Origin of the sequence: Stenotrophomonas sp. 2YAF26 (assembly GCF_052114625.1) — a bacterium.
GTDB lineage: Bacteria > Pseudomonadota > Gammaproteobacteria > Xanthomonadales > Xanthomonadaceae > Stenotrophomonas > Stenotrophomonas indicatrix.
This window is the reverse complement of record NZ_JBFRFC010000001.1, coordinates 429473-446604: the sequence shown is the minus strand read 5'-3', so window position 1 is coordinate 446604 and position 17132 is coordinate 429473. Positions and strand designations below refer to the sequence as shown.

Below are 17132 nucleotides of genomic sequence, written 5' to 3'. Positions count from 1 at the left end.
ATACGGAGCCGCCCGATGAAACGTTCTACCGCCCTTCTGCTGCTGCTTGCTGCCCATTCTGCGAACGCCCACGACGTGCGCCATCACGGTGCTCATGTCCATGGCCAGGCCGATGTCGATCTGGCCGTGGACCAGGGAACGCTGGAACTGGCACTGCGTGCGCCCGGCATCGGCATCCTCGATTTCGAACGACCGCCGGCGGACAGCCGCGAACAAGCCGCATTGGCGCGGGCGCGATCGATCCTGCAGAGCGGCAGCTGGGTCACGCTGCCGACCGCTGCGCAGTGCCGGTTGGACCATGCCGAGGCGACTGCGGAGGGCTTTGCGCCAGTGGCTGTGGCAGCACAGCCAGGCCAGCATACGCACGCTGGATTCACCGCCGCACTGCGCTACCACTGCGCCAACCCGGCAGCACTGCGCGGGCTGGCATTGCCGCTGCCTACGCTGTTTCCGGGGCTGCACGAGGTGATCGTCAACACCGCAACATCGACCGGGCAAGGCCGCAGCGTGGTTACTGCTGGCAGCCTGCGGGTGCCGCTGGCGCCATGAACGACGATGCCATCATCGACCTGCAGGGCGTGCAGTTCGGCTACGCGGGCCGTGCGGTGCTGGACATCGCACAGCTGCAGGTGCGCGCAGGCAGCAGCGTGCTGCTGCGCGGGACCAGCGGCTCGGGCAAGAGCACGCTGCTGGGCCTGCTGGCGGGCATTCTGCTGCCGGCCAGCGGCAGCATCCGGGTTGCCGGCCATCGGGTGAACACGCTCGGTGCCGCCGCGCGCGATCATTTCCGTGCCGAGCAGCTGGGCGTGATCTTCCAGCAGTTCAACCTGCTGCCGTTCCTGAGCGTGCGCAACAACATCGCCCTGGGCGTGCGCTTTTCGCCATTGCGCAACGCGCGCATTGAAGGTGGGCTGGACGCGGAAATCGCGCGTCTGCTGCGTGCGCTGCAGCTCGATCCGGCACTGATGCCGCGCGCGGCAGGCACGCTCAGCGTCGGCCAGCAGCAGCGCGTTGCCGCTGCCCGTGCCCTGATCGGTCGCCCGGCGGTACTGCTGGCCGACGAACCGACCTCGGCGCTGGATCCCGAAGCGGCCACGGCGTTCGTGCAGCTGATGTCCGCGCAGTGCCGCGCCGCTGGCACCACCGCGCTGGTGGTCAGCCACGATGACCGCCTGCAGCCGTTGTTCGACCAGGTGTTGTCGCTGGGTGATCTGAACCGGGCAGGGGGTGCACATGTTTGAGTTGGCTTGGGCCAGCCTGCGCAGCCGCGCCTTGAGCGTGAGCCTGACCGTGCTGGTCATCACCCTGAGCGTGGTCCTGCTGCTGGGCGTGGAACGCATCCGCACGCAGGCCCACGAAGGCTTTGCCAGCACCGTCTCGGGTACGGACCTGATCGTCGGCGCACGCTCGGGGCCGGTGAACCTGCTGCTGTACTCGGTCTTCCACATCGGCGACCCGACCAACAACGTGTCCTGGCAGTCCTACCAGGAACTGTCCACGCTGCCGCAGGTGAAATGGGCGGTGCCGCTGTCGCTGGGCGATTCCTGGCGTGGCTATCGGGTGATCGGCACCACCGCCGGCTATTTCGAACATTACCGGCATGGCGCAGGGCATGCGCTGGCATTCGCGCAGGGCCAGCCGTTCGACGACCTGTATGACGCGGTGGTCGGCGCTGAAGTCGCGCAGGCCGCGCACATCGGCCTGGGCTCTGAGATCGTGCTGGCCCATGGCACTGGTGCGGTAACGCTGGCCACGCATGCCGACAAGCCGTTCCGCGTGGTCGGCATCCTGCAGCGTACCGGCACGCCGGTGGATTCGTCCGTGCTGGTGTCATTGCCGGCGATCGAAGCGATCCATGTCGATTGGCGCTCCGGCGTGCAGTTGCGCAGCCAGCATGTCAGCGCAGAACAGGCACGGCAGCTTGACCTGACCCCGACCAGCATCACCGCCTTCATGCTCGGGCTGAACTCGCGCATCGCCACCTTCGGCGTGCAGCGCAGCATCAATGAGTATCCAGACGAAGCGCTGCAGGCGATCCTGCCCGGCGTGACGTTGCAGCAGCTGTGGCAGTCGCTGGGCACTGCCGAGCGCGCGCTGCAGCTGATCAGTGCGATGGTGGTGCTGCTGGGCATGGTGTCACTGATGGCGCTGCTGGTATCGACGCTGCAGGAACGCCGCCGAGAAATGGCGGTGCTGCGCGCCACCGGTGCGCGCCCGGCCTATGTGGCCTGCCTGCTGGTCGTTGAGGCCGTGGCCACTGCAGCAATGGCCTGCGCGTTGGCGCTGGCGGTGCTGACCTGTGCCAGCGCGGCCGGGCGCAGCTGGGCGCTGGCCAATTTCGGTCTGTCGATCACCCACGTCTGGCCGGACGCGCGTGAACTGGCCTGGGTGGGCGGCGTGCTGCTGATCAGCGGGGTTGCCGGCCTGCTGCCTGCGCTGCTGGCCTACCGGCGCACCCTGGCCGATGGCCTGGCGCCTGCCCCATGAGCGCGGGCGTGCGCTGGTTGCTGCTGGCTGCGGCAATGCTGCCGGTTGCCTGCACGCGGCCGACCGATACCGGTGTGCAGGCACTGCCGCCGCCGCCGGTACAGAGCAATGCTGGCACGCAAAGCGAGCAGGAACTGGACTGGCTGCAGATGCTGCCCAGCGACGAACTGGCAGCACTCGAGCGCGGTGAGGGGCCGGAGGTGCAGCACAACGGCAACCGGCGCATGGCCCAGTTCGGTACGTTCCGTACGGTGGACGCGGTACTGGATCGCGCAGTGCGGTTGCCGGGCTACGTGGTGCCTTTGGCCAACGCGGCAGATGGCCGACTGGTCGAATTCCTGTTCGTGCCGTACTACGGCGCGTGCATCCACGTGCCACCGCCGCCACCGAACCAGATCGTGCATGTGGTGCTGCCGCGGCCGATCGCCATGCCCGACATGTACTCGCCGTTCTTCCTGGCAGGCGTGCTGCGCGCCGAGCGGGTGGACGATGATCTTGCCGGCTCCGCCTACAGCATGGCCGACGCCGAACTGAGGCCTTATGAACCGTAGCGCGAAGCTGCTTGGCGGTGTGCTTGCCGCTGTACTGCTGGCCAGTTGTGGCAGGCCCGCCGTGGACGCCCCACCGCCACAGGCCAGCAATGGCGCTGCGTCGCCGGCGGCGGCGTCTGCAGTGATCGATCGCTGGGACGCGCTGATGCCCGAAGAGGACAGCTTCCAGCGTCCACCGCCGCAGATCGGGCTGTCGCGTGGCAATGGCATGGACGGGGTGGGGGGCTTGATCGACGATACGGGTTCGGGCTCGCTGCCTGGGCAGGCCATCGATCACTCCAGCCCGCTACGCGCGCAGCAGTTCGGCTCGTCGGCGGTGGTCGATGGCGTGGATGGACGGGCGCTGGACCTGGATGGCTATGTGGTGCCGCTGGCGATGAACGACGCCGGGCAGGTGGACGAACTGCTGTTCGTGCCGTTCTATGGCGCGTGCATCCACGTGCCGCCGCCACCGCCGAACCAGATCATCCATGTGACCCTGGCCACCCCCATCACGATGGGCGCGCTGTGGGATCCCTACCGGCTGTCCGGGCGCCTGCAGGTGAAGCACTTCGAGGCGGATATCGCCAGCGCGTCCTATGACGCTGCCGCAGCGACGCTTTCCGCGATCAGCCAATGACGAGCACCCGATGACGAGGCTCCGCGCACGCACCGTCGCGCTGCTGATTGTGGTGCTGCTGGCCGGGAGCGGGGTAGCGCTGCTGTGGAACGCAACGCACGCGCCCTCGCCACCGGTCGTTGCATTTCCCGCACCGGTGGCGGAGGCGCAGGCACGCATCGAACATCACCTGGCTGCCGACAAGGCCTTTCGTGATGACCTGCTGTTCCTGCTGGTGGCGACGCTGCGCGACCGCTGCGAACCAGAGCAGGCGGGAGTGCTGGCGCGCATGGCCAACCGCGCGTCGCTGCCGGTGCTGGCGGCGGTCAGCGCCGTTACCGCGCAGGATGCGAGCCTGGACCGACCGATCTACCAGTACATCCAACACCGCGCCGACGCCACCGGCTGCGGTCAGCCACTGCGCGTGCCGGCGGGCGAAGGCGGCACTATCGAGGTGGACATCGAACAGTACGCGCGCACCTTCCCGGACAGCTATTTCGATCCGCAGCGCAGCAGCGTGCCGCGTGACTTCAGTGGGCGTCCGCTGGCGGAACGCGCCGGCAACGCCTGCAACAGCGTGGTCTATTCAGTGCTGCCGCTGGCAGGGGTCGATTGGCGCTGCAGCACGCTGCGCAGCAACGCCCGCGCCCGGGTGCGTGCGCTGTGCGAAGAGGAGATGCAGCGGCAGCACGGCCATCTGCGTGGCGAGCTGGATGCCGCGGTGGGACACGCCATGCAGGACCCGATAGTGCAGGCGGTCGCTGCATTGCCTGCGGAGTGCAGGTAGGCCCAGGGTCATGAGGCAGGGAGCATTGCGCCTCTCGGCAGCTGAATGGCGTTCGCTGGGACATTCATAACTATACAGGACATCCTGTATAGTTATGGGCGTACTCCTTCCCCATCCAGGTTCCCATGGCTCTCTCCCAGCCCTTGGACGGTGCTCCGTCCCTGTCGCGCGCCCGACGCTGGTCGCTGCTGTTCACCGTCGCCGCCGGCCTGCTGCTGGTCACGCTGGACAACTCGGTGCTGTATACCGCGCTGCCGACCCTGATCGAGGAGCTGTCGGCCAGTGCCGGGCAGGCGCTGTGGATCATCAACGCCTACCCGCTGGTGATGGCCGGCCTGCTGCTGGGGGCGGGCACCCTGGGCGACCGCATCGGCCATCGCCGGATGTTCCTGGTCGGACTGGTGGTGTTCGGCATCGCCTCGTTGGCAGCGGCGTTCTCTGCAACCGCAGGGCAGCTGATCGCAGCGCGCGCCTTCCTCGCCGTGGGTGCGGCGGCGATGATGCCGGCCACGCTGGCCTTGATCGGGCTCAGCTTCCATGAAGAACGCGAGCGCAACATCGCCATCGCGATCTGGGGTTCGGTGGCCATCGTCGGTGCGGCGCTGGGGCCGATCATCGGTGGCTTGCTGCTGCAGCACTTCTGGTGGGGCTCGGTGTTCCTCATCAACGTGCCGGTGGTGGTGGTCGCCTTCATCGCGACCCTGTTGCTGGCACCGGAAGGGCAGCGCGACAGCACCCGCCCATGGGACCTGCTGTCCTCGCTGCTGGCACTGGCAGCGCTGTCGGGCCTGGTACTGGCGATCAAGTCACTGATCGCCACGCCGCCCTCGTACAGCGTGGGAGCGGTCTCGCTGCTGCTGGCGGTCATCTCCGGCATCGCCTTCAGCCGCCGCCAGCAGCAGTTGCCGTATCCGCTGCTGGATTTCGCCATCTTCCGTAATCCGGCCTTCCTTGCCGGCACCCTGTCGGCGGTGTTCACCCTGTTTGCGATGGCCGGGCTGCAGCTGCTCACCACCCAGCGTTTCCAGCTGGTGGCCGGCCTCAGCCCGTTGCAGGCCGGCCTGCTGGTATCGGTGGCGGCGCTGGGCAGCCTGCCCAGCGCGTTGCTGGGCGGCAGCGTGCTGCATCGCGTCGGCCTGCGGCCACTGATCTGCGGTGGCCTTGCGGCCGGTGCGGTAGGTGTGGGCGTGGTGGCGCTGGGCTTCCCACATGGGCTGGGCTGGGTGGTGGCCGGCATGGCGATCACCGGCTTCGGCATGGGTGCTGCCATCTCGGTGGCGTCCACCGCCATCCTCAACAACGTGCCGCCGCATCGTGCGGGCATGGCCTCGTCGGTGGAGGAAGTGTCCTACGAGTTCGGCGGCCTGCTGGCCGTCGCGCTGCTGGGCAGCCTGAGCGCTGCGATGTACGGCGCTTTCCTGCCGGAGTCGGCGGGTATTCCCGCCGCGGCGCGCGAGGGCTTCACCCAGGCGCTGCACGTGGCGCGTGAGGTGGGGCAGGGCGAGTGGTTCGCGCTGGCCACCGCGGCCTACGATCGCGGTTACCAGATCGTGCTGCTGGTGATCAGTGCGGTGCTGGCGGCCGGCGCGGTGATCATCGCGCGCCTGCTGCGTGGACGCGCCGGTGGCCGCGACGGCGCCGCCGATCGCGTAAAATAACGGCATGAGAACCAGCAAGCGCGAGCGCATCCTCGACGCCGCCGTCAGCGTGATCAACCGCGACGGCGTGCGTGCGGTCACCTTTGAATCGGTGGCGGCCGAGGCGCAGTTGACCCGTGGCGGCCTGCTGTACCACTTTCCTTCGCGCGAAGCGTTGCTGCGCGGCATCGACGAGCACCTGGTGCAGAGCTGGGAAGCATCGATGGAGGTGCTGCTGGGCAAGTCGGCCGGCGAGGCCACTGCGCTGGAGCGCTACCAGACCTTCGTGCGTGTGTCGGCGCAGAGTGCCACCCGTGCCGAGCTGATGTTCATGCTGGACTCGGTGGACCCCGAATTCCCCAGCGAGCGGCCGTGGGCACCGGTGGTGCAGCGCTGGGCGCCTTCGCCACCGGCCGCCGGCAGCGACGATCCGGCGGCGCTGGATAATTTCGTGGCGCGGCTGGCCGCCGATGGCCTGTGGATCTACGAGGCCATGTACGAAGGCCAGCTGGACGAGAACGTGCGCGCGCAGGTGACCGAACGGATCGGCGGGCTGCTCTCTCCCGAGCGGTCCCGCAAGGCGTAGCAGCCAGTCCGTCCGCTGAGGGCGCCCGTCAGGCAGGCGGATGCCCGTGCAGGCCATCCCCCTGCAGCCGCTCCGGGTGGGTATACACGTTGAAGCCTTCTTCGCGGGCGAAGCCCACCAGGCACAGGCCGGCACTGCGGGCCAGATCGATGGCCAGCGCAGTGGGGGCCGAGACGGCGGCCAGTACGCTGGCACCGGCGCGCGCGGCCTTGCTGACCATTTCGTAGCTGGCACGGCTGGATACCACCAGCAGGCCGCCATCGATGCTGTGTTCGTTGTGGTGCAGTGCACCGATCAGCTTGTCCAGCGCATTGTGGCGGCCGACGTCTTCGCGCACCCAGCCGATGCGGCCACTGGCATCGGCCCAGGCCGCTGCATGGGTCGAACCACTGGCAGCATTCATCGGCTGGCGTAGGGCCAGCCCAGCCAATGCCCGCTGCAGTGCAGCCGTCTGATACGTGCGGCGGTCCTTTACCGGAGGCAGCGGACGCAGCACGTCCTCCAGCTGGCGTGCACCGCACAACCCACAGCCGCCGCGACCCGGCAGCAGGCGCCCGTTGTCAGGATCCAGTGCGGCGCCGGGGGCGTCGGCGGACACGCTCATATTCAGCTCGATGCCCTCCAGTTGTGGCTGCACCTGGATGGACAGCAACTGGTGAGGACGCTCGATCAACCCTTCGCTGAGCGAGAAGCCCAGCGCGAAATCCTCCAGGTCGCATGGCGTGGCCATCATCACCGCGAAGGCGGCACCGTTGTAGCGCATCACCACCGGCACTTCTTCGGCGATCACGTCCACCTGTTGCTCCTGCCCCGCGCTACGCCAGCGCTGCAACGTGCGCAGTGCCGTGCCGGCGGGCGGAGGGGAGGGCGGCGTCGATCCTGGCATGCGGCACATCCTGGGCAAAGCAGAAGGGCAGGCTACGCCCGCAGAATAACGCAGCCATCCAGTGAAGACGCGGCGGTAACCGTTGCCATGGCAGCCTGCGTTACCACAGTCGGGCTATGGCGCCGCGGTTGCCGGCGTGCTTGACTGGCCACGGCAGCCGGGCGCGGGCCCGGCACTGCAGGCAGGCACTCCACCAACGCAGGTTCCCGACCATGTCCGAACAGAAGCCGCCGCGTTACAAGCCCTACAACCAACCGGCAGGCGGCTGGGGGGCCGYCGGTGCGACCGCCAAGGTGCTGCTGCAGCAGAGCGTGATCGGCAAAGGATCGAAGGCACTGCTGGCGATGAACCAGCCGGGTGGCTTCAAGTGCCCCAGCTGCGCGTTCCCCGATGCCGACCACCGCAAGAAGCTGGAATTCTGCGAGAACGGCGCCAAGGCCTTGGCCTGGGAAGCGACCCAGCACCGGGTGACCCGCGAGCTGTTCGCCCAGCACACCGTCACCGAGCTGATGGCGCAGACCGACTATTGGCTGGAGCTGCAGGGCCGGTTGACCGAGCCGATGCGCTACGACGCCGCCACCGATCACTATGTTCCCTGCGAATGGGACGAGGCGTTCGCGCTGATCGGCCGGCATCTGCAGGCTTTGGATAACCCTGACCAAGCCGAGTTCTACACCTCCGGCCGCACGCCCAACGAAGCAGCGTTCCTGTATTCGATCTTCGTGCGCGAGTTCGGCACCAACAACTTCCCGGACTGCTCGAACATGTGCCACGAGCCGACCAGCCGGGGCTTGCCGCCGGTGATCGGCGTGGGCAAGGGCACCATCGTGTTGGACGACTTCGAACACGCCGAGGCGATCTTCGTGATGGGCCAGAACACCGGCACCAACTCGCCGCGGATGATGAGCAACCTGGTGGAAGCACGCAAACGCGGCGTGCCGATCGTGGCGGTCAACCCGATGCCGGAGCGTGCCCTGATCCGCTTCACCGAACCGCAGGACGTGGTGCAGATGGCCACCTTCGGTTCCACCGAGATCACCAGCGAGTTCGTGCACGTCCGCATCGGCGGCGACCTGGCGCTGATCAAGGGCATGATGAAGGTGATGTTCGAGCGCGAGGCCCAGGGTGAGCAGGTGCTGGATCATGCCTTCCTGGCCGAACACACCGTTGGCCTGGAGGCGCTGCGCGAGGACGTGCTGGCGCAGGACTGGGATGAGATCGTGCGGGTGTCGGGCATCGCGCAGGAACAGATCCGGCGCTGCGCGGAGATCTACATCCGTTCGCAGGCGACGGTCATCTGCTATGGCATGGGCCTGACCCAGCACCAGCAGGGGTCGCGGCTGCTGCAGCAGGTGGCCAACCTGTTGTTGCTGCGCGGTAATTTCGGCAAGCCGGGCGCGGGTATCGGTCCGATCCGTGGCCATTCCAACGTGCAGGGCGACCGCACCGTCGGCATCGACGAGAAGCCCACGGCGCGCTACCTGGATCGCGTGCAGCAGGTGTTTGGTTTCGATCCGCCGCGCGAGCACGGCCACCATGTGGTCGAGTCGATCGCGGCGATGCTCGATGGCAGTGCCAAGGTGTTCATCGGCATGGGCGGTAACTTCATCCATGCCGTGCCCGATACCGAGCGCGCCTACCAGGCCATGCGCAAACTGGAACTGACCGTGGGCATCGCCACCAAGCTCAACCGGGGGCATCTTGTGCACGGTCGCGACGCGCTGATCCTGCCGGTGGTGGCGCGCTCGGAGTGGATCCGCACGCCGAAGGGCGAGCAGTTCGTCACCATCGAAGATGCGATGTCCAACGTGACGGCGTCGCGCGGCGTGCTGGAGCCGGCCAGCGACCACGTGCTGCCGGAGGTGGAGATCGTCTGCCGGATGGCGATGGCAACGTTGCCGGGCAGCAAGGTGGACTGGGCCGCTTACATGCACGATTACGGCCCGATCCGCGACTTGATCGCCGCCGTCTACCCGGACATCTACGCAGGCTTCAACGAGCGCATCCAGGCACTGCACGGCTTCCACCTGGATATTCCACCGCGCCGGCGCGTGTGGCCGACGCCGAACGGCAAGGCCAACATCCTGGTCATGCCGGGCCTGGAAGTGAACACGGTGGTCGATGACCCGGAGATGCTGCGGCTGGCCACGGTGCGTTCGCACGACCAGTACAACACCACCATCTACAGCTACAACGATCGCTACCGCGGTGTGTACAACGACCGCATGGTGGTGTTCATGAACATCGAAGACCGTTTGGCGCGCGGGCTCGGCAAGGAAGCCCTGGTGAGCCTGGAAACGATCAGCGACGATGGTGTGACGCGGCGCATCGAAGGCCTGACCGTGCTTGACTATCCGATGCCGCGCGGTGCGCTGGCCGGCTACTACCCGGAGCTGAACCCGCTGCTGCCGCTGGACTACTACGACCGCATCAGCGGCACGCCGGCGGCGAAGTCCATTCCGGTGCGGATGCGTGCGCAGGTCGAGGTGCCCGCGTAAGGCCCCGCCCTTACGATTTCTCGTTGTCGCTCAGCACGATGCTGCCATCCAGCAGCACAGGAACCATCTGGGTCCAGCCCTTGGCGTTGTAGTCGAGGCTGACCAGGTACACCCAGCCGCGCGCTGCGTCTTCGGCAGGCGGCGCCGCGCCGGCGGTGAAGCGCTGCAGGCTGACCTCGGAGACCACGAAGTCATCGCTGGGATAACGCTGGCGTGCGTGGGCCAGCGCTGCCGCCGTCGCCTGGTGCACTGACAGCGGCGGCTCGGCGCGTGCCGGGTCGAAGATGGGCAGTGTATGCAACCGCGTCGCGCTCACCTGCCAGCGCTCATGGGTGTCGTCAGCATCGCCGCTGGACAGCACGGTCCATTGGCGTCCGCCTGCCATGGCCGGAAGGCTCAGCAACGAAGACAGCAGGAGGGCAGCAGAGGCGCAGCGGGCAGGCATGGAAAAGCTCCAATGAACGTCCTCCATGATGACATCCGGCAGCGGCGACGGGCATGTCGTGCGTCGGCTATCATCAGCCCGTGGATATATCCGGCCTGCTGCTGCGACTGATGCTGCTTCTGACCCTGGTGCTGAATGCACCGGCGTTGGCGCTTGCCTCGGGCGGGGTCAACGGTCAGGCCGGCGATGGTCATTGCGGTGCGCCCCACGAGAGCGCCAACACTGCGATCTCTGCCGCGCCCGCCTGCTGCGATGACCAGGACGCAGGTGCGTGCAGCAGCGAGGTTTGTGAGTGTGTGCAGCCCAGTGTGGCCATGCTGCCGCCGGCGCGAAGCCTTGCTGCATGGCCGCTGCGTGCAGTGCCCGGCGAGGCGCTGCGACCCGGTCATCCGGCGCCTGCGCTGCCTCACCTGATCCGTCCGCCGATCGCCTGATCGCGCGCAGGCATTGCATGCCTGTCGTCCTGCAGTATCCCCCTCATCAACTGACCCACGCGCATCCGTCGTGTGGGTGGCAGGCGCTCGCGCCTGCGATTGCAAAGGACAACCTGACACATGAACCGCACGCTTTCCCTGAGCCTGTTGCTTACCACCGTTCTGCTGGGCAGCGCCTGCGCGCGCGCCTCCGAAGAAGCCGTGTCCTCGCCCGCAGCCGCCACCGAAACTGCCTCGGCGGTCGCGGTCGCGGTCGCGGTCGCGGTCGCGGTCGCGGCTGGGCCGACGATCGATCCCGAACTGCCGCTGGCCATCGTTCACAAGACGGCCAGTTGTGGTTGCTGTGGCGTGTGGGCCGACCACCTGAAGGCTGCCGGCTTCCCGGTTGAGATACGCGACACCGATGACATGCATCCGGTCAAGCAGCGCCTCGGCGTACCGGCCGGCAAGGCGTCCTGTCATACGGCTGAGATCGATGGCTACGTGGTGGAAGGCCATATTCCGGCCAGCGACATCAAGCGCCTGCTGACGGAACGGCCGACGGTGCGTGGCCTGGTGCTGCCCGGCATGCCGGCCGGCTCGCCGGGCATGGAAATGCCGGATGGCTACGTGCAACCGTACACCGTCGAGCTGGTGCGCACCGACGGCAGCACCGAGCCCTTCGCCCAGCACGGCCAGGGAGGCTGACAGTCAGTGGCGGTGCCGGTCGGTCTGACCGGCACCCTTCCACGCGGCCTGTGTAGAGCCGAGCCCACGCTCGGCTGCTTTCTGCCTGCAAGCGGAACATCGGCTCGGCTACAGGATCAGCGGGCCCCGGCCGCTTCCTTGGCCAGCTGCGCGTCGAACTTCTTCTCGGCCTCATCCGCATAGGCCTTGCAGGTCAGGGCCTTGGCACCGGCCTTGGCACCAGCGCTGTAGTTCCAGTTGCTGGCACCAGGATGCGGGGTCAGCAATTCGTCGCAGGGCAGCGCCCGCACCGTCGCGAAGCTGCGCTTGTAGTCCTCGATCAGGCGCGGATAGCGAGGGTTGTCCCTCAACTGGTAACCCGGTGCGCTCAGGCTGTCAGCGTAGGCGATGCGCACCGGCGTGCCATCGCGGGTGTCGGTCCAGGTCCAGGCGGTACTGCCCGGCGTATGGCCCGGCATGAAGTGCGCGGTGAAGTCGATGCCGCCCACCGTGACCACTTCGCCATCCATGATGATGCGGTCGGCGTTGGCCGGCGGATAGGTGATGCCGTCGCCGAAGTGCAGGTCGTTGCTGCCCCCGCGCGCCAGCAGCACCGCCGATTCTGCATTGGCCACGATCTGCGCACCGGTGCCGCGCTTGAGCGCAGCAACCGGGCCGGCGTGGTCGGCGTGGGCATGGCTGAGCAGGATCAGGCGCAGGTCCTGCGGCGCAACACCGCGCACTTTCATGTTGCGCAGCAGGTGGTCGGCCATCTGCGGCATGCCGCCATCGAGCAGCACCGCGCCCTGCGGCGTCTGCACCAGCAGCGCGGTCAGGTCTTCGGTGCCGATCTGCCAGGTGTGGTCGGCAATCTGCAGCGGCGCCATCGGCTGCAGCCAGGAGGCATCCACGGTGTAGGCACGCAGCTGCGGCAGCGGCGGTTCGGCGGCAGAAGCCGCAACGGGAAGCAGGGCAGCGAGCGTGATGGCGAGGGTCTGCAGGCGCATGGGAGGACACCGATGAAGGAGGCCCAGAAACTAGCATGGGCCTCCTTCGTCGCGTCACGCATAGATTTCATGGCACCCATAAGGGCGCCATGGGCCCGTGCGGCAACGCCAGTGCAGCGTCATCTACTGTGGCCCTGGTGACGGACAACGGGATTGTTCGCCGCTTCCGGAAAGTGAATCCACGATCACCCTCTGCCGCGCACACTCGGCCGCAGATAGGCTGCAGGGCAGCCATCGGGGAGAGTGACCATGCACGTGCTTCTGGTGATCTTCGGCGGGTTCCTGCTGCTGGGCGTCTTCGCCCTGTTCGGCAGGCTCTGGAGCACCGGCAGCTCGCAGCTGCCCACGGCGCTGTTGGCCTTCATCGGCACCTGGCTGCTGGTGTCGGTGGCCAATCTGTGGGTGGGGATCAGCCGGGCGGGCTATACAGTGCGCGAGGAGTTGCCGATCCTGCTGCTGGTGTTTGCCGTTCCGGCGCTGGTGGCCGGTGTCATTTTCTGGCGGCTGGGCCGCTGAAGCGAGGATCCGCGATGCCGGCATCACCCCGTCTTCCTGCCCTGCGTCGCCGCGACGGCCATCATGCGCGGGTGACCTACGAAGAACTGTTCTTCGATCTGGTCTACGTGTTCGCCGTCACCCAGCTCAGCCACCACCTGCTGCACCACCTGGGCCTGCTGGGCGTGCTGCAGACGCTGGTGCTGTGGTTTGCGGTCTGGCTCGGCTGGCAGTACGCGTGCTGGGTCAGCAACTGGTTCGACCCGGAGGCGCCTCGCATCCGCGGCCTGATGTTCGTGACGATGCTGCTGGCGTTGCTGATGTCTTCGTCCATCCCCGAAGCCTTTGCCGGACGCGCGTGGATATTCGCCGGCGCCTACGCCACGATGCAGGTGGGGCGGACGCTGTTCGTCCTGCTGGAAGTAGGGCGCGCACACCCGCTGGCCGCCAATTTCAGGCGCATGCTGGCCTGGGTCAGCGTGTCGGCCTGCTTCTGGCTGGCCGGCGCAGCGGTCGAAGGCAATGCGCGGCTGGCGCTGTGGGCGCTGGCCGTCGCCTGCGAATACATCTCGCCGATGTTCGGCTTCGCGTTTCCCGGCCTCGGTCGCTCGCGTACCCGCGAGTGGACCATCGAAGGTGGGCATCTGGCCGAGCGCTGCCAGCTGTTCGTGATCGTCGCACTGGGTGAGACGCTGCTGGCAACCGGCGGCGTGCTGAGCGAGGTGGAGCAATGGAGTGGCGCGGTGGTGTCGGCAGTGCTGGCGACCTTCGCCGGTACGATCGCGATGTGGTGGCTGTATTTCGGCATCTCCAGCCGGGACGCTACCGACACCATCACCCGTTCCGACGACCCCGGTCGCATCGGCGCCTATTTCCACTACGTGCACGCGCTGCTGATCGCCGGCATCATCGCCACCGCCGTCGGCAATGATCTGGTGATGGACGAGCCGGAGGCGGCAGTGACCCTGCCGTATGCCGCGATGCTGGCGGCGGGACCGTTGATCTACCTGCTGGGCAGCGCACTGTACAAGCGGGCGGTCTACGGCCGCGTGCCGCGTTCGCACCTGGCGGGGGCGGCGGCGCTGGTGGTGCTCGGTTTCGTGCTGCCATGGATGCACCTGCTGGCCGCAGGGTGGCTGACAAGCATCGTACTGCTGGCGGTGGGGCTGGCCGATACACGGCTGAAGCACCGGCATCTGCTGCGGGACTGACCGCCTGTCAGGACGGTGCCTGACAGGTCGCGACGGATCGAACTCAGCCCCGTCCTATGGGGAGGGGGGCAGGGCGTCGATAGCCTCGTGATCCCATCACCGGCCCTTCCACGAGAGCGCCGCCCCGACGCTGTGCGCCGGGCCGCCTCCTGCTCCCCCATGCACTGGTTTCCCTCCCTTCCACCGCTGTTACGCGGCCGCAGCTCCTTCGACGGCGAAGACTGCGACGTCAGTGCGCTGCGCCGCTACCAGCATCGCGTGCTGCTGTGGGGCGGCTGCCTGCTCAGCCTTGCCATCGTGGCCGGGGTGGTCGCGCTGGTGCTGCTGCACGCCAGCGGCTTCCAGACACGTCGTCTGGAAGGGCTGCAGCGCACCCATGCCGCAGTCGAGGCGCATCTGGTGGCGGCGGACGCGGCACACCAGCGCATGTTGAACATGGCCGAGTATGCCTGGCGACATCGTCCGGACAGCGACGTCGCCACCCGGCTGGCAGAGCGGCAGCGCTACCTGGCCGGTGGTCAGCGGATGATCGTCAGTGCCGGGCCCGAAAGCGCTCCGCAGATGGTGCTGGGGGTCGGGACCGACACCTGGCCCCTTGCCCGCTTGGACCGCTATCTCACATTGGCCCATTCGCTGTCGGTGATCCGCAGGCTGAGCACGCCACAGGGAGAACCGGATACGGCTGCCAGCGGCTTCTTCTTCGATCCCAGCCACCAGTTCCTGGTGCTGGGGGACGGCTTGACCGAACAGCGCCTGCTGGCTGCCACCGGGGCCGGCCATCGTGCGGGATTGTTCCGGTACCTGCAGCTGCTGTCGACGCCCTCCGCAGCTGCTGTGCCTGGCACGGCCAGCGACATGCAGATCACCTTGGTGCGCCATCCTGTGAGCGCCGCACCTTCGATTGCGGTGCGGCTTTCGGCGCACGACAAGGGCGGTGCGATCGGTACATTCGTGACCCTGGAACCGACAGATCGACTCGCACGGGTGATGGCGGTTGCAGATCGCGGCACGTCATTCGTGTTGACCGCTGATGGCCGTGTGGTTGCCGGCACCGCGGATGCCACCGGATTGCCGCTGGGCAGCGCAATGCGTGCGCTGCGTGCTGGCAGGCAGGGCGACGAGTCCGTGGTTGCATTCCGGCAGGGGCCGCGCTTCTACCAGGCGTTGCGTGTTGCCGGCACCGACTGGCTGCTGGTGAATACCTATTGCGTGGGTGACATCGCCCAGGATGGCAGGCGCCTGTACGCTGTGGCCGCCGTGCTGGGGGGCGGACTGCTGCTGGGCCTGTGGACGTTGCTTGCCTGGCTGCACTGGCGCGTGTTCGGCCCCGCGCTGGCGCGCGCAGCACGCGTCTACCAGGGCGAGCAGCTCAGCCGGTCCCTCATCCAGTTGTCGCCGGTGGGCCTGTGCCTGATCGACCGCGGCGAGGCCCGCCCTGTCCTGCAGAACGAGCTGATGCGCCACTATGCCGCGGCGGCCGAGCGCAGTGGCGTACCGCTGTACCTGCAACTGGTGCAGCTGGCGTCCGAACACGAGTCCGGGACCGGCGTGTTCCAGGCGCCGGTGGAGTTCGAGCTGCCTGTTCCTGCCAATGACAAATCGCCCGGCCGGCAACTGCTGGTCGGTGCCGTGGGCGCCACCTACCAGGGGCGCAGCGTACTGCTGTGCGCGCTGCGCGATCTCAGCGCGCGCGTGGAGCTGGAGCAGCAGCAGGCGCAGGCACGCCAGGCCGCCGAAGCGGCAAGCCGCGCAAAGGGCATCTTCCTGGCGACGATGAGCCACGAAATCCGCACGCCGCTGCACGGCATCCTTGGGCACCTCGAACTGCTTGGCCGTTCCTCGCTCGATGAGGATCAGCAGGCCCGACTGCGCCGCATCAACCAATCGGCCGACTCGCTGCTGCAGATCATCAACGACGTGCTGGATTTCTCCCGTGCCGAAGCCGGCCAGCTGGAGCTGCAGGCCGAAACGTTCGAGCCGATCGTCCTGCTGGAGCGGGTTGCCGTGCTGTTCTCGCCGCTGGCCGAGGCCAAGGGGCTGGTGATGGACCTGTCGGTGGATGCGGCAGTGCCTGCCCAGGTGGAAGGCCCGCAGGCGCGGATCGAGCAGGTACTGCGCAACCTGGTCAGCAACGCGGTGAAGTTCACCCTTTCCGGCCGCATCGCGCTGCGGGTGCGGGTGGATGTACAGGGCGAGACCCTGATGCTGCAGATGGAGGTGGCTGACTCCGGCATCGGCCTGAGCCCGTCGCAGCTGGAGCGTCTGTTCCAGCCTTATGTGCAGGCCGATGCCAGCATCATCAGCCGCTTCGGCGGATCCGGGTTGGGGCTGTCGCTGTGCCGGGAACTGTGCCTGCGGATGGGCGGGGAGATCCATGCGCGCAGTACGCCCGCCGTGGGCAGTGTGTTTACCTTTGGCGTGCCGGTGGAACGCGTGGCTGGCGCGTCGCCTCGGCCGCTTGCAGGACGCAGCGTGCTACTCGCCTCGGCCGCCGCCGGTTGGAGTGATGAACTGAGCCGGCGCCTGCAGGCATGGGGCGCCCATGTGCAGGTGATTGAGGATCCCGCTCTGCTGGCCCAGCACCATGTCGATGCGGCCACGCCGCTGGTGCTGTTCGAGCGGGGGCCGGGGCGGGAACTGCCGGTTCTGGGCGAGGACGGGCGGTGCGTGGTGCGGGTGAGTGCTGATGGCCCCCTGCGCGCGCAACGGCGGGGAGTCACCTGGCGGGTATCCTGCTATTCCGGCGAGTCACTGCTGCAGGCGCTGCTGGCACCAGCCTTGCCGGAGCAGCGGCTGCTGGCGGTCGGGCAGGGCTTGGACTAGATTCATCGCGGGCGCCACCGC

At 67.7% G+C, this 17132-nt stretch carries 17 protein-coding genes; 14 read left to right on the top strand and 3 right to left on the bottom strand.

Annotation, left to right across the window (positions count from 1 at the left end; translation table 11 throughout):
* The first annotated feature begins 15 nt into the window (after positions 1 to 15).
* The 8 genes from AB4Y98_RS01985 (at position 16) to AB4Y98_RS01950 (ending at position 6646) form a co-directional block, all read left to right on the top strand.
* A complete protein-coding gene (locus AB4Y98_RS01985) occupies positions 16 to 549 on the top strand; it encodes a ZrgA family zinc uptake protein (RefSeq protein ID WP_442243661.1) in 534 nt (177 codons plus the stop codon).
* The gene (locus AB4Y98_RS01980; RefSeq protein WP_442243660.1) at positions 546 to 1241 is read left to right on the top strand and encodes an ATP-binding cassette domain-containing protein; all 696 of its coding nucleotides are present in this window, start codon (positions 546 to 548) and stop codon (positions 1239 to 1241) included. Before AB4Y98_RS01985 ends, AB4Y98_RS01980 begins: the two co-directional genes overlap by 4 nt.
* On the top strand, positions 1234 to 2487 hold the full coding sequence (locus AB4Y98_RS01975; protein ID WP_442243659.1) for an ABC transporter permease: 1254 nt from the start codon (positions 1234 to 1236) through the stop codon (positions 2485 to 2487). Before AB4Y98_RS01980 ends, AB4Y98_RS01975 begins: the two co-directional genes overlap by 8 nt.
* Positions 2488 to 2495: 8 nt before the next feature.
* Positions 2496 to 3038: a DUF3299 domain-containing protein gene (locus tag AB4Y98_RS01970; protein WP_088100342.1), complete on the top strand. Its 543-nt coding sequence runs from the start codon at positions 2496 to 2498 to the stop codon at positions 3036 to 3038.
* Positions 3028 to 3657 (top strand): DUF3299 domain-containing protein, encoded by a 630-nt coding sequence (locus tag AB4Y98_RS01965; protein WP_442243658.1) that lies wholly within the window; start codon positions 3028 to 3030, stop codon positions 3655 to 3657. Before AB4Y98_RS01970 ends, AB4Y98_RS01965 begins: the two co-directional genes overlap by 11 nt.
* 10 nt (positions 3658 to 3667) lie before the next feature.
* Entirely contained in the window at positions 3668 to 4423 is a 756-nt protein-coding gene (locus tag AB4Y98_RS01960) for a hypothetical protein (RefSeq protein WP_442243657.1), read from the top strand.
* Between the two features lie 125 nt (positions 4424 to 4548).
* Positions 4549 to 6081 carry an MFS transporter gene (locus AB4Y98_RS01955; protein ID WP_442243656.1) on the top strand — a complete coding sequence of 511 codons (1533 nt, stop codon included), beginning with the start codon at positions 4549 to 4551 and terminating at the stop codon, positions 6079 to 6081.
* 4 nt (positions 6082 to 6085) lie between these two features.
* The gene (locus AB4Y98_RS01950) at positions 6086 to 6646 is read left to right on the top strand and encodes a TetR/AcrR family transcriptional regulator (RefSeq protein ID WP_394195566.1); all 561 of its coding nucleotides are present in this window, start codon (positions 6086 to 6088) and stop codon (positions 6644 to 6646) included.
* A gap of 28 nt (positions 6647 to 6674) precedes the next feature.
* On the opposite strand, the gene fdhD is transcribed toward AB4Y98_RS01950, so the two are convergent.
* On the bottom strand, positions 6675 to 7532 hold the full coding sequence (gene fdhD / locus AB4Y98_RS01945; protein ID WP_442243655.1) for a formate dehydrogenase accessory sulfurtransferase FdhD: 858 nt from the start codon (positions 7530 to 7532) through the stop codon (positions 6675 to 6677).
* 212 nt (positions 7533 to 7744) lie between these two features.
* Between fdhD and AB4Y98_RS01940 the strand changes: the two genes are divergently transcribed.
* Positions 7745 to 10030 (top strand): FdhF/YdeP family oxidoreductase, encoded by a 2286-nt coding sequence (locus AB4Y98_RS01940; RefSeq protein WP_442243654.1) that lies wholly within the window; start codon positions 7745 to 7747, stop codon positions 10028 to 10030.
* Positions 10031 to 10040: 10 nt separating this feature from the next.
* Here the strand turns inward: AB4Y98_RS01940 and AB4Y98_RS01935 are convergent, their stop codons facing one another.
* The gene (locus AB4Y98_RS01935; RefSeq protein ID WP_442243653.1) at positions 10041 to 10475 is read right to left on the bottom strand and encodes a hypothetical protein; all 435 of its coding nucleotides are present in this window, start codon (positions 10473 to 10475) and stop codon (positions 10041 to 10043) included.
* 53 nt (positions 10476 to 10528) lie between these two features.
* Between AB4Y98_RS01935 and AB4Y98_RS01930 the strand changes: the two genes are divergently transcribed.
* Positions 10529 to 10909: a CopL family metal-binding regulatory protein gene (locus AB4Y98_RS01930; RefSeq protein ID WP_442243652.1), complete on the top strand. Its 381-nt coding sequence runs from the start codon at positions 10529 to 10531 to the stop codon at positions 10907 to 10909.
* 120 nt (positions 10910 to 11029) lie between these two features.
* Positions 11030 to 11596 carry a DUF411 domain-containing protein gene (locus AB4Y98_RS01925; RefSeq protein WP_442243651.1) on the top strand — a complete coding sequence of 189 codons (567 nt, stop codon included), beginning with the start codon at positions 11030 to 11032 and terminating at the stop codon, positions 11594 to 11596.
* A gap of 116 nt (positions 11597 to 11712) precedes the next feature.
* Here AB4Y98_RS01925 and blaL1 read toward each other — a convergent pair whose 3' ends face one another.
* Positions 11713 to 12582, bottom strand: a complete 870-nt coding sequence (gene blaL1, locus AB4Y98_RS01920) for a L1 family subclass B3 metallo-beta-lactamase (RefSeq protein WP_312785579.1) — start codon at positions 12580 to 12582, stop codon at positions 11713 to 11715.
* Positions 12583 to 12831: 249 nt separating this feature from the next.
* On the opposite strand from blaL1, the gene AB4Y98_RS01915 reads away from it, so the two are divergent.
* The 3 genes from AB4Y98_RS01915 to AB4Y98_RS01905 all read left to right on the top strand — a co-directional run bounded on the left by AB4Y98_RS01915 (position 12832) and on the right by AB4Y98_RS01905 (position 17111).
* Complete coding sequence (locus AB4Y98_RS01915; protein ID WP_312785578.1) at positions 12832 to 13098, top strand: hypothetical protein; 267 nt, start codon at positions 12832 to 12834, stop codon at positions 13096 to 13098.
* A gap of 14 nt (positions 13099 to 13112) precedes the next feature.
* On the top strand, positions 13113 to 14288 hold the full coding sequence (locus tag AB4Y98_RS01910; protein ID WP_442243650.1) for a low temperature requirement protein A: 1176 nt from the start codon (positions 13113 to 13115) through the stop codon (positions 14286 to 14288).
* Positions 14289 to 14447: 159 nt separating this feature from the next.
* Positions 14448 to 17111: an ATP-binding protein gene (locus AB4Y98_RS01905; RefSeq protein WP_442243649.1), complete on the top strand. Its 2664-nt coding sequence runs from the start codon at positions 14448 to 14450 to the stop codon at positions 17109 to 17111.
* The last annotated feature ends 21 nt before the right edge of the window (positions 17112 to 17132 follow it).

What these genes read in the sequence shown, in the direction of transcription:
- AB4Y98_RS01985 (WP_442243661.1), top strand. Translation starts at nt 16, where the DNA reads ATGAAACGTTCTACCGCCCTTCTGCTGCTGCTTGCTGCCCATTCTGCG.
- AB4Y98_RS01980 (WP_442243660.1), top strand. Translation starts at nt 546, where the DNA reads ATGAACGACGATGCCATCATCGACCTGCAGGGCGTGCAGTTCGGCTAC.
- AB4Y98_RS01975 (WP_442243659.1), top strand. Translation starts at nt 1,234, where the DNA reads ATGTTTGAGTTGGCTTGGGCCAGCCTGCGCAGCCGCGCCTTGAGCGTG.
- AB4Y98_RS01965 (WP_442243658.1), top strand. Translation starts at nt 3,028, where the DNA reads ATGAACCGTAGCGCGAAGCTGCTTGGCGGTGTGCTTGCCGCTGTACTG.
- AB4Y98_RS01960 (WP_442243657.1), top strand. Translation starts at nt 3,668, where the DNA reads ATGACGAGGCTCCGCGCACGCACCGTCGCGCTGCTGATTGTGGTGCTG.
- AB4Y98_RS01955 (WP_442243656.1), top strand. Translation starts at nt 4,549, where the DNA reads ATGGCTCTCTCCCAGCCCTTGGACGGTGCTCCGTCCCTGTCGCGCGCC.
- AB4Y98_RS01950 (WP_394195566.1), top strand. Translation starts at nt 6,086, where the DNA reads ATGAGAACCAGCAAGCGCGAGCGCATCCTCGACGCCGCCGTCAGCGTG.
- fdhD (WP_442243655.1), bottom strand. Translation starts at nt 7,532, where the DNA reads ATGCCAGGATCGACGCCGCCCTCCCCTCCGCCCGCCGGCACGGCACTG.
- AB4Y98_RS01935 (WP_442243653.1), bottom strand. Translation starts at nt 10,475, where the DNA reads ATGCCTGCCCGCTGCGCCTCTGCTGCCCTCCTGCTGTCTTCGTTGCTG.
- AB4Y98_RS01930 (WP_442243652.1), top strand. Translation starts at nt 10,529, where the DNA reads ATGTCGTGCGTCGGCTATCATCAGCCCGTGGATATATCCGGCCTGCTG.
- AB4Y98_RS01925 (WP_442243651.1), top strand. Translation starts at nt 11,030, where the DNA reads ATGAACCGCACGCTTTCCCTGAGCCTGTTGCTTACCACCGTTCTGCTG.
- blaL1 (WP_312785579.1), bottom strand. Translation starts at nt 12,582, where the DNA reads ATGCGCCTGCAGACCCTCGCCATCACGCTCGCTGCCCTGCTTCCCGTT.
- AB4Y98_RS01915 (WP_312785578.1), top strand. Translation starts at nt 12,832, where the DNA reads ATGCACGTGCTTCTGGTGATCTTCGGCGGGTTCCTGCTGCTGGGCGTC.
- AB4Y98_RS01910 (WP_442243650.1), top strand. Translation starts at nt 13,113, where the DNA reads ATGCCGGCATCACCCCGTCTTCCTGCCCTGCGTCGCCGCGACGGCCAT.
- AB4Y98_RS01905 (WP_442243649.1), top strand. Translation starts at nt 14,448, where the DNA reads ATGCACTGGTTTCCCTCCCTTCCACCGCTGTTACGCGGCCGCAGCTCC.